Below are 10,972 nucleotides of genomic sequence, written 5' to 3' on the forward strand. Positions count from 1 at the left end.
GCCCCGGCTGCTGCAGCGCCCGCCGCCGCACCCGCGTCCGCTCCCGCCGCACCGCCGGCGAGCTCCAAGCGCGGTACCACCGAGAAGATCAGCCGGATGCGCTCGGTCATCGCCAAGCGGATGGTCGAGTCGCTGCAGGTGGCGGCCCAGCTCACCGGCACGGTCGAGGTGGACTTCACCAACATCAGCCGGCTGCGCAACCAGGCCAAGGTCGACTTCCGTCAGCGTGAGGGTGCGTCGCTGTCGTACCTGCCGTTCATCTGCAAGGCGGTCTGCGAGTCGCTGAAGCAGTTCGACAAGATCAACGCATCGATGGACGTCGAGGCCGGCACGATCACCTACCACGATGCCGAGCACCTGAGCATCGCGGTGGATACCGATCGCGGCCTGCTGGTTCCGGTGATCAAGGACGCCGGTGACCTCAGCCTCGCTGGCATCGCCCGGAAGATCGGCGATCTGGCCAAGCGGGCCCGCAACAACCAGCTCGGTCCCGACGAGATGTCCGGTGGCACGTTCACCATCACCAACTACGGGTCGGCCGGCACCCTGTTCGACACCCCGATCATCAACCAGCCGCAGGCCGCGATCCTCGGCACCGGTGCGCTGGTGAAGCGTCCGATGGTGGTCAAGGACCCGAAGCTCGGCGAGGTGATCGCGGTGCGCGACATGATGTACCTGTCGCTCAGCTACGACCACCGCCTGGTCGACGGCGCCGACGCCGCCCGCTTCCTCTCCGCGGTCAAGCACCGCCTGGAGGCCGGTGACTTCGCCGCCGAGGTCGGCCTGTGATCAGCTGATCTGAAATGTGACGGTGCCCGTCACCCCGTTGGGGTGGCGGGCACCGTTGTGTCTCTCCCACCTTCCCAGCGACCCGGACGTCGTCCCCACCGGGTCGGCGATCTCGACATCGCTCGCCGATACGGGGAAAGCTCGGCGATTTCGGGTTACGACATGAAATCGGCGAGGTTTCCCTGCATCGGAGAGCATTGTCGAGATCGCCAACGCCCGGGGACAGGGGCAATGCAGCGTGACGAGGTGTTTCTGTATCCAATCCGCTGCCACGTTTCCTGGGGCTCGTGCGTAGGTGTGGCATGAAGCTACTTCGGGTCCCCATCGCACTCGCGGCGGCGGCCATGGCGCTGCTGGGCTTGCCGGCTCCCCAGGCCATCGCCGCCCCGATCCCTGCGGCTACGCCTGACTACGACGGCGACGGCAAGGCCGACGTGGCAGTCGCCACGGACGACGACTCGGAGTCCGAATTCCTCCGGATCTGGTATGGCTCCGGACGCGTCGCCGACATCCTGCCGGCCGACTTGTCCGCAGGGGAGTACGGCATCAACCCGGCACTCCTGGCCAGGGATCTCAACGGCGACGGCTACACCGACCTGGTCGCCGCCACCTCCGACTCCTCCGGTGCCCATGTGCACATCGTTCCCGGCTCGGCCGCCGGACTCCAGCCGGTGAGCCGGCACTCCTTCGTGGCTTTCGGCAAGGCGGACGAACGCGTCAACGCGCTCGCGCTGGTGGAGTCACCGACGCCGCGCCTTGCTGTGAGCTTCTCCTACCACCGCGAGGTGCGGCTCTACCCGCTCAGCAGCGCCGGCCTGCCCACTGGCAAGCCGATCGCGCTGGTGCCCGGGAAGGGCAAGGTGCCGGCCACCTTCAAGGGTGGTGATTTCGGCCGTTCCATGGCCGCCTGGGGCAGCCAGCTCTTCATCGGCGCCCCGGACGCGAAGGTGAACGGCAAAGCCCAGGCAGGCGCGGTGCTCGCCGTGACCCTCGATTCGGCCGGCGTGAAGTCGACGAAGACGATCACCCAGGCGACCAAGTCGGTGACCGGGGCGGTCGACAAGTACGACTACTTCGGTCGCGCGATGGTGGCACGCGACGGCTACCTGGTGGTGGGCACGCCCGGGGACAACGTCGACAAGGTGAAGCGCACCGGGTCGATCCAGATCTTCACGCTCAGCAGCAAGGGCACCATCAAGCCGGTCAAGCGGATCGCCCAGAGCAGTGCAGGCATTCCGGGCAAGGCCGAGCGGCTCGATCTCTTCGGCCACGCACTGGCCATCGGCACCACCTGCAACGGCGCCCCCACCGTGCTGGTCGGCGGCCCCGGTGAGGCGATCACCAAGGGGCACGAGATGTCCGACGGGTCGGCCTGGCTCATCCCGTTGCGCACGGTCAAGGGTTGCGGGGCCAGGCAGATCTACGAGGGGCACGGGCTACCCGGCAAGCCCGGATATCGGAGCATCGGCAACCTGCTGGCATTCGTCCGCAACAGCGCCGAGACGAACGACGATCTGGTGATCGGCGGAGCCGGTGACTACTCCGAGGGTCCTTTGGGCCGGCTCTACCGGATCGCGGCAGCCAGCGGGGTCGCCACCAAACTCGGCGCCGACGACATCATCGACTCCGTCGCCGGACGCTGACCGAACCTCGCGCAGATCCACCACACACACCGCCGAACTCGGCTGCCACGCTTTCTCCCGCTCGTGCGTAGGTGGTGCATGAAGCTACTTCGGGTCCCCCTCGTGCTGGCTGCGGCGGCGATGACGCTGCTGGCCTCGCCGGTTCCTCAGGCAGAGGCCGAGGCCGCGGCGCCGATCCCCGCGGCCAACCCCGACTACGACGGCGACGGTAAGGCCGACGTGGCCGCCACGATGATTGATGACTGGGAGGCGCGGTTCATCCGGGTCTGGTACGGCTCCGGACGCGTCGCCGACATCGTCGCCGACGACCTGGCGGCCACGCAGTACGGGGTCAGTTATCCGCTCCTGGCCAGGGATCTCAACGGTGACGGCTACACCGACCTGGTCGTCGGCACCAGCGATTCGTCCAGCGCCCGGGTGCAGATCATCCCCGGCTCGGCCGGCGGCCTCCAACCGGCGAACCGGCACTCCTTCCAGGTCCTGAACAAGGCCGAGACGACGGTGACGTCATTCGCACTGGTGGGGTCGCCGGTCCGACGGCTCGCCGTCGGCCTCAGCACCTACGAGGGTTCTCACTTCGACGAGCAGGTGCGGCTCTACAAGCTCACCAACAGCGGAACGCCCACCGGCAGCCCGGTCACGCTGGTGCCGGGTTCCGGCAAAGTTCCCAGCTTGTTCAAGCGCGGCGGCCTCGGATCGTCGATGGATGCCCTGGGCAGCCAGCTCTTCATCGGCGCGCCGGAGGCGAAGGTGAACGGCAAGGCGTACGCCGGCGCGGTGCTGGCGGTCACCCTCGACTCGTCCGGCGTGAAGTCGACGAAGACGATCACCCAGGCGACCAAGTCGGTGACCGGAGCGGTCGGCAAGTACGACTCGTTCGGCAACGCCGTTGTGGCGCGCGACGGCTATCTGGTGGTCGGGACTCCCGGCGACGCCGTGGGCGCGATCAAGCGCACCGGGTCGATCCAGGTCTTCACCGTCAGCAGCAAGGGCACCATCAAACCGGTCAAACGGATCGCCCAGAACAGCGCCGGTATCCCCGGCAAGGCCGAGCCGGACGACTCCTTCGGCGGCTACCTGGCCCTCGGTGCAACCTGCAAGGGCGTTCCGACGGTACTGGTCGGCGGTGCCGGCGAGGTCATCGCCAAACACGAGGACAGCGACGGCTCAGCGTGGCTCATCCCGTTGCGCACGGTGAAGGGCTGCCCGGCGAAACAGATCTACGAGGGTCATGGCCTGCCCGGCGAACCGAACTATCGCGGCATCGGCGGCGTGCTGGCCTTCGTCCGCAACAGCGCCGAAACGAACGACGATCTGGTGATCGGCGGTAGCGGCAGCCTTTCCGAGGGTCCGCCGGGCCGGCTCTACCGGATCTCGGCAGTCGGCGGAGTCGTCACCCAGCTTGGCGCTGACGACATCTTCGATTCCGTTGCCGGCCGCTGACCGGCACCCGGTCCGACCCATGCCCGGCCCCGTGAACTCCGGTCGTAGACTGCTCGGGTGTCCACGCGCAGCACCGCCGATCCACGTCCGGTCGACTTCCAATATCTGGGGCTGACCGAGGATCCGCCACGGCTGAGCGAGTACGTCCCGACCTGGGAGTATCAGCGCGAGGTGCACGCCAAGGTGGCCTCGGGCGAGCTGCCGCCGCAGGTGCTGTTCGTCGAGCATCCTCCGGTCTACACCGCCGGACGCCGCACCGAACCGCAGGAACGCCCCTTCGACGGCACGCCGGTGGTCGACGTCGATCGCGGTGGCAAGATCACCTGGCACGGCCCCGGCCAGCTGGTCGGCTATCCGATCGTCTTCCTGCCCCGCGGCATCGGCGTCGTCGACTACGTCCGCCGGGTGGAGGAGGCGCTGATCCGGGTGCTGGCCGACTACGGCCTGGCGACCGGACGGGTGGACGGCCGCACCGGCGTCTGGCTGGCCGCCACCGACAGCCGTCCGGAACGCAAGATCGCCGCGATCGGCATCCGGGTGTCGAAGCAGACCACGATGCACGGATTCGCCCTCAACGTGACCAGTGGCCTGGGCGGCTTCGACAACATCGTGCCCTGCGGCATCAGCGACGCCGGGGTGACCTCGATCGCCGCCGAGATCGACGGACTGCCGCCGTCCCTGGTCGAGGTCGCGCAGGCGATCGAGCCGCACCTGACCGAGTTGCTGGCGCTCCAGCCGTACGCCAGAGCCACCGAATTCATTCTTCCGGACGCCGTCGCCACCGGCCGCTGAACCTACGGCGTCCGCTCACGGCTGAGCCCCGCTCTCGTCCCGGCCGGTCGGGATAGGATGACGCGGTGACCCTTGCAGACGATGCCGTCAGCCCGCCGCCGACAACCCCGCCCGCGGGCCGGCGGTTGTTGCGGCTCGAGGTGCGCAACTCGCAAACCCCGATCGAGCGCAAACCGCCGTGGATCAAGACCACCGCGCGGATGGGCCCCGAGTACCGCCAGCTGACCAAGCTGGTGAAGGACGAGGGCCTGCACACGGTGTGCCAGGAGGCCGGCTGCCCCAACATCTTCGAATGCTGGGAGGACCGCGAGGCCACCTTCCTGATCGGTGGTGACTCCTGCACCCGGCGCTGTGACTTCTGCCAGATCGAGTCGCGCAAGCCGTCCGGCTACGACAAGGGCGAACCGTTGCGGGTCGCCGAGTCGGTGCAGACCATGGGGCTGCGCTACGCCACCGTGACCGGCGTCTGTCGTGACGACCTGGAGGACGAGGGCGCCTGGCTGTACGCCGAAACGATCCGGCAGATCCACACGGTGAACCCGGGCGTCGGTGTCGAGATGCTGGCCCCAGACTTCTCCGGCCACCGCCACCTGTTGCAGCAGCTGTTCGACACCAAGCCCGAGGTGTTCGCGCACAATGTCGAGACGGTGCCGCGGATCTTCCGCCGGATCCGTCCCGGCTTCACCTACGACCGTTCACTCGAGGTGCTGCGCTGGTCGCGCGAGGAGGGCCTGGTCACCAAGTCGAACCTGATCCTGGGCATGGGCGAGACCCGTGAGGAGATCACCCAGGCGCTGCAGGATCTGCACGACGCCGGCACCGAGCTGATCACCATCACCCAGTACCTGCGGCCGTCCGCCCGGCACCATCCGATCGACCGGTGGGTCAAGCCCGAGGAGTTCGAAGAGTTGGAGCAGGAGGCCACCGAGATCGGCTTCGTCGGCGTCCTGTCCGGGCCGCTGGTCCGCTCCTCGTACCGTGCCGGACGGCTCTACCGCACCGCGATCGAGGCGCGTCGCCGGCGCGAGCGCGACGCCGCGAAGGCCGCCAACGGCGCCACCCCAGCCAACGGCACCAAACCGGCCAACGGAACCAAGCCGGCCAACGGCACGCACACCAACGGCGATACGATCACGCTGGCCAACGGCATCACCCTCCCGTTGTCGGGTGGCGCGCCGGTGGCCAACGGGGCGGCCGAGCGTCCGGCCAACGGCGCCCCCACCCGCCCAGCCACGATCAACGGGAGCAGCACCCATGGCCAGTGAGAAGGCAAAGGCCCTCGCCGCCCAGCAGAAGGCCGAGCGCAAGGCCGAGAAGCTGCGCAAGAAGAACTCCGACGACCCGCGCGACTGGGGCCGGATCCGGCAGATCATCGAGGCCTATAAGCGCACCAACGAGGTCGACCCGCAGCTGAAGTGGTGGACGGTGGCCGCGGTTGCCGGCCCCGTGCTGATCTCGATCGGCGTCGGGCTGTGGCTGCAGCCCTGGTGGCTGTGGCTGATCACCGGCGTCATGCTCGCTCTGGTGCTGGTGATGTACGTGCTCACCTGGCGGGTGAAGCAGGCCAACTTCAAGCGCTACGAGGGTCAGGCCGGCTCGGCCGAGGTCGCGTTCCAGCTGCTCAACAAGCGCAAGTGGAGCTACGAACTGGGCATCGCCGCCACCCGCCAGATGGACGTCGTGCACCGGGTGATCGGACGGCCGGGCATCGTGCTGGTGGCCGAGGGCAACCCGGCCCGGGCCCGCGCACTGCTGGCCACCGAGACCAAGAAGCATGAGCAGGTCGCCTACGGCATCGCGGTGACCACCGTGCTGGTCGGACGCGATCAGGGCCAGGTGTCGCTGGAGAATCTGCAGAAGCACATCGAGAAGCTGCCGAACGTGCTGCAGCCGCACCAGATCACCGAGGTGAAGCAGCGGCTGCGGGCGCTGGACGCGATGCGTCCGAAGATTCCGGTGCCGCGCGGCCCGATGCCGACCATGAAGGGCGTCAACCGGGCGATGCGCGGCCGCTGAGGCCGACCGAAGCTCAGGTCATCGACGCCGCATAGATCGACGCGATCGACGCCTTCAGCGTGGCGTCGAACTGGGCGTCGTCCTGCTGCACGGTCAGCCCGTCGAGCAACGCCCGGCTGAAGCTGGCGATCAGGCCCGGGTTGCGGGCCAGCCGTTCGTTGGCCTCGTCGCGGCTGTAGCCGCCGGACAGCGCCACCACCCGCACCACGTTCGGGTGCGCGATCAGGTCGCTGTAGAAGCCGTCCACGCTGGGAATGGTCAGCTTGAACGCCACCTGGCGATCGCCCAGACCTTCCAGCCCTTCGAGGATCGCCGCCTTGAGCAGCACCTCGGCCTCGTCCTTGTCGGGGATGCTGATGGTCACCTCGGGTTCGAGGATCGGCACCAGCCCGGCGGCCACCACCCGCTCGCCCAGCGCGAACTGCTGTTCGACGACCTGCTCGATGCCCCGTGGGTCGGCGGCGTGGATCACCGAACGTTCCTTGGTGCCGAACACCCCGGCTGCCCGGGCGCTGTCCAGCCGCTCTTCCAGACCGGGAATGTCCTTCATCAACTGGACGCCGTCGGCCTTCTCTTCCAGTCCCTTGTCGATCTTGAGGATCGGCAGGATTCCCTTGCGCTGCCACAGGTATTCGGCCGCGCCCAGCCCCTCGATCTGCCGGGCCAGGGTGCCCTCGAACAGGATCGCGCCGAGGATGTGCTCGCTGGTGAACACCGGGCTGGTGATGATCCGGACCCGCGCGGCATGGATCAGGTCGAACATCTCGGCTTCGGAGCTGTACTGGGATTCGTCGATGCCGTAGGCACGCAACGCCTTGGGGGTCGAGCCGCCGCTCTGGTCCAGGGCTGCGATGAAGCCGGCACCGGTCGCGAAGTGGGTGACCATGGGCTGATCAGACATTTGAATGGCCTCCTTGACATTCAACTGGTTGATCTATGCCAGGCTACCCCGCCGCTGCCGGCGATGGGCTGACACCTGGTTCATTCCTCCTCGACCCAGACCGCGGACGCCACCTCGTCCGGGATCGCGGCGGCGTCGACCACGGCGTCCGGGACGATGCCGAGCGCGCGGCAGCGGGCCAGCACGTCGGGGTCGGCGTCCGAGACCCGGACCACCCGGCGCGGTCCGACGATCCGGGTCAGCCGGACGGCCGGACGGCGCCGCAGGGTGCCGTCGGCGGCCGGGATGGGGTCGCCGTGCGGGTCGGCGACGGGGTGGCCGAGCAGCGCGTCGATCCGGTCGATCAGGGTGTCGGACGCCGCGTGTTCCAGCGCTTCGGCCTCGTCGTGCACCTCGTCCCAGCGGTAGTTGAGGACGCCGACCAGGAAGGCTTCGATCAGCCGGTGCCGGCGCACCATGGCGACCGCCAGCCGTTCGCCGCGCTCGGTGAGCCGCACCGGACGGTACGACTCGTAGGTCACCAAACCCTGCGCGGCCAGGCGTTTCACCGTGTCGGAGACATTCGCCTGGGTGGTGCCGAGGCGGACCGCGAGACCTTTGGTGGTGATCGGCGGATCGCCCCACTCGGTGGCCGACCAGATCACCTTCAGGTAGTCCTGAGCGACCGGGGTGAGGTCGTCGACGCTGGTCATCCTCCCAGGGTAAGCCCCATCGCGGTGAGGGCCAGCAGCGCGATGTTGAGCGCCACGATCAGCGCGACCACCGTCCAGGCGATCGCTCGCAGCCGCCGTCCGTTGGCGAATCGGCCCATCACCGCCGGGTTGCTGGTCAGCAGCACCAGCGGGATCGCCGCGAACGGAATGCCGATCGACAACAGCACCTGGCTGAGCACCAGCGACCAGGTCGGGTCCAGCCCGAAGGCCAGCACCGCTAGCGCTGGCACCAGGGTGATCGCCCGACGGGCCAGCAGCGGAATGCGCACCCGCAGCAGCCCCGACATGATGGACGCCCCGGCGTAGCAGCCGACCGAGGTGGAGGCCAGGCCCGAAGCCAGCAGGCCGACGCCGAAGATGACGCCGATGGCGGGACCGAGTGCCGCCGTGATCGCGGCGTGCGCGCCCTCGATGCTGTCGGTGCCGGGGACTCCGTTCAGGCTCGCCGCCGCCAGCAGCAGCATGGCGATGTTCACCGTGCCGGCGACCAGCAGCGACAGCCCGACGTCCCAGCGGGTGACTCGCAGCAGCCGCCGCACGCCCTTCTCACCCTGCAGCCCGTGCCGGTCGCGGGCCAGCGACGAATGCAGATAGATGGCGTGCGGCATCACGGTGGCGCCGAGCATGCCCGCCGCCAGCAGCACGGTCTGGGCGCCCTCGAAGCGTGGCACGATGCCGGCCACGGCAGCGCCCCAATCGACGGGGCTGACCAGCAGGCCGGCGCCGAAACCGACGGTGATCACGGCGAGCAGGCCCATCACGACGAACTCGAAGCGGCGCTGCCCGCCGCGGGACTGCACCGCGAGCAGGGCCATCGACACCACGCCGACGATCAACCCGCCCAGCGGCAGCGGCACCCCGAACAGGATGTACAGCGCCAGCGCCCCGCCGATCACCTCGGCCAGGTCGGTGGCGGCGGCGACCAGTTCGGCCTGCGCCCAGAACATCAGCCGCGGACCGCGCCGCAGCCGGTCCCCCAGCAACTCGGGCAGGCTGCGTCCGGTGACCAGGCCGAGCTTGGCCGACAGGTACTGGATCAGCACAGCCATCGCGTTGGCCGCGATCAGCACCCAGACCAGCAGGTAGCCGTACTGCGCGCCGGCGGTCAGGTTGGCCGCCACATTGCCCGGATCGACGTAGGCGATGGCCGCCACGAAGGCCGGACCCAGCAACCAGCGCAGCCGACGCCGGGCCGGCTTCGGCGGGGAGGTCCGGGTCATCGTTGTCACGAAAGTTAAGCTACCCGAACTTTTCCGTCGATGCTGGGTATCTGAGCAAGTTGATCGATCCGATCCGGGCGGACGGCGAGCCTCAACGTCACCGCAACCAGCGCCGGATCTCCCCACGTCATCCCGGCGAATGCCGGGATCTCATCCAGCACCGACTGGCGGCACCGACTGCCGGTCGCCGAGATCCCGGATCAAGTCCGGGATGAGGGATCAGGTCCGGGATGACGGATCGCGTTGGCCGAGGCGCCAGCCGCCGGCGGCCTGCTGCTGCCGCCAGAACTCGGCGAACCTGCCGTCGGCCGCCAGCAACTCGGCGATGCTGCCGTCCTCGATGATCCGGCCCTCGTCGAGGAACAGGATCCGGTCGGCGTTGCGGATGCTGGCCAGCCGATGCGCCACGATGACCCGGGTGCGCGGTGTCGGATCGCCGCTCAGCGCGCCACTGATCGCCGCCTCGTTCTCGGTGTCCAAAGCGCTGGTCGCCTCGTCCACCAGCAGCACCGGCGCCGGCTTCAGCAGTGCGCGGGCGATGGAGACCCGTTGCCGCTCGCCACCGGACAGGGTGCCGCCCGCCTCCCCGACCCGGGCGTCCCACCCGTCGGGGAGATGCGCGGCGACGGCGTCGACGCGGGCCAGGGCACCGGCGCCGGCGAGCGCCTCGGGCGAGGCCGTCGGGTCACCGACGAGCATGTTCTCCCGGATGCTGCCGTCGAACAGGTACGGCTGCTGGAACACCACGCTGACCAGCGCCCGCCGGGCCTCGGCGTCGAAGCGCACGCCGTCCACCTCATCGAAGTGGATGCTGCCCTCACTCGGCTGATGCAGGCCGGCGAGCAGCGCCAGCACCGTGCTCTTGCCCGAGCCCGAGGGACCGACGATCGCCGTGGTGCTACCGGGTTCGAGTTCCAGGTCGAGTCCGTCCAGGACGGCCGGCGCGTCCGGCTGATAGCGGAACCCGACGCCGCGCAGGGTGATCCGGGGTGGCGCGGCGAGGCCAGTGCGCTCGGCGCCGGCCGCGACGGTGGGCGCATTCAGCACCTCACCGATCCGGCGCAGGGTGATCGCCGAGGTCTCCACTCCTCCGCTGAGTTCGGCGAGGATGGTGAACGGCTCCAGGTAGCGGACGATGACCACGATCAGCCCGATCGCCTCGGGAACCGTCACGGCGCCCGCGCCGGCCAGGGCGACGGTGGTGCCGGCGAGCACGATCAGGGCGAGCTGGCTGGCCAGGCTGAACACCAACTGGCCGGGAATCTGCATCAGCAGCAGCCGCAGGGTGGCGCCGTGCTGGGCGGCCAGTGCCGCGCCGACATGACTACGTTCCGGATCGACCCGGCGGGCGGCGCGCAACGCGTGCTGGGTGCGGGCGAACTCGACGATCCGTTCGGTGAGCGCGCTGTTGGCCTCGGCGGCAGCCCGGTCGGCGCTGCGGCCGAGCCGTCCGGC

The 10,972-nt window shown here is 69.1% G+C and carries 9 protein-coding genes and 1 pseudogene; 6 read left to right on the forward strand and 4 right to left on the reverse strand.

The features are described 5' to 3' along the window. The 6 genes and pseudogenes from QM624_RS02445 to QM624_RS02470 all read left to right on the forward strand — a co-directional run. On the forward strand, positions 1-789 hold a 789-nt coding region (locus QM624_RS02445), incomplete at its 5' end, for a 2-oxo acid dehydrogenase subunit E2 (RefSeq protein ID WP_415088518.1). 302 nt (positions 790-1,091) lie between these two features. Next, positions 1,092-2,432, forward strand: coding sequence for an FG-GAP repeat domain-containing protein (locus QM624_RS02450; RefSeq protein ID WP_415088519.1), 1,341 nt, complete (start codon positions 1,092-1,094; stop codon positions 2,430-2,432). Positions 2,433-2,510: 78 nt separating this feature from the next. Further along, the gene (locus QM624_RS02455) at positions 2,511-3,875 is read left to right on the forward strand and encodes an FG-GAP repeat domain-containing protein (RefSeq protein ID WP_415088520.1); all 1,365 of its coding nucleotides are present in this window, start codon (positions 2,511-2,513) and stop codon (positions 3,873-3,875) included. 57 nt (positions 3,876-3,932) lie between these two features. Further along, positions 3,933-4,667, forward strand: a complete 735-nt coding sequence (gene lipB / locus QM624_RS02460) for a lipoyl(octanoyl) transferase LipB (protein ID WP_415088521.1) — start codon at positions 3,933-3,935, stop codon at positions 4,665-4,667. A 65-nt stretch (positions 4,668-4,732) separates the two neighbouring features. Continuing rightward, a pseudogene (gene lipA, locus QM624_RS02465) lies at positions 4,733-5,716 on the forward strand (lipoyl synthase); the annotation flags it as partial. A gap of 205 nt (positions 5,717-5,921) precedes the next feature. Beyond that, positions 5,922-6,683 (forward strand): DUF4191 domain-containing protein, encoded by a 762-nt coding sequence (locus tag QM624_RS02470; protein WP_415088522.1) that lies wholly within the window; start codon positions 5,922-5,924, stop codon positions 6,681-6,683. A 13-nt stretch (positions 6,684-6,696) separates the two neighbouring features. On the opposite strand, the gene QM624_RS02475 is transcribed toward QM624_RS02470, so the two are convergent. From QM624_RS02475 to QM624_RS02490, 4 genes are all read right to left on the reverse strand, one after another. After that, positions 6,697-7,584 (reverse strand): fructose bisphosphate aldolase, encoded by an 888-nt coding sequence (locus QM624_RS02475; RefSeq protein WP_415088523.1) that lies wholly within the window; start codon positions 7,582-7,584, stop codon positions 6,697-6,699. An 80-nt stretch (positions 7,585-7,664) separates the two neighbouring features. Then, on the reverse strand, positions 7,665-8,276 hold the full coding sequence (locus QM624_RS02480) for a metal-dependent transcriptional regulator (RefSeq protein WP_415088524.1): 612 nt from the start codon (positions 8,274-8,276) through the stop codon (positions 7,665-7,667). Beyond that, positions 8,273-9,643 (reverse strand): Nramp family divalent metal transporter, encoded by a 1,371-nt coding sequence (locus QM624_RS02485; RefSeq protein ID WP_415088525.1) that lies wholly within the window; start codon positions 9,641-9,643, stop codon positions 8,273-8,275. Before QM624_RS02485 ends, QM624_RS02480 begins: the two co-directional genes overlap by 4 nt. Positions 9,644-9,736: 93 nt before the next feature. After that, the coding region (locus QM624_RS02490; RefSeq protein ID WP_415088526.1) for an ABC transporter ATP-binding protein at positions 9,737-10,972 on the reverse strand (1,236 nt) is incomplete at its 5' end.

It is taken from the genome of Micropruina sp. (assembly GCF_047606365.1).
Lineage (GTDB): Bacteria > Actinomycetota > Actinomycetes > Propionibacteriales > Propionibacteriaceae > Micropruina.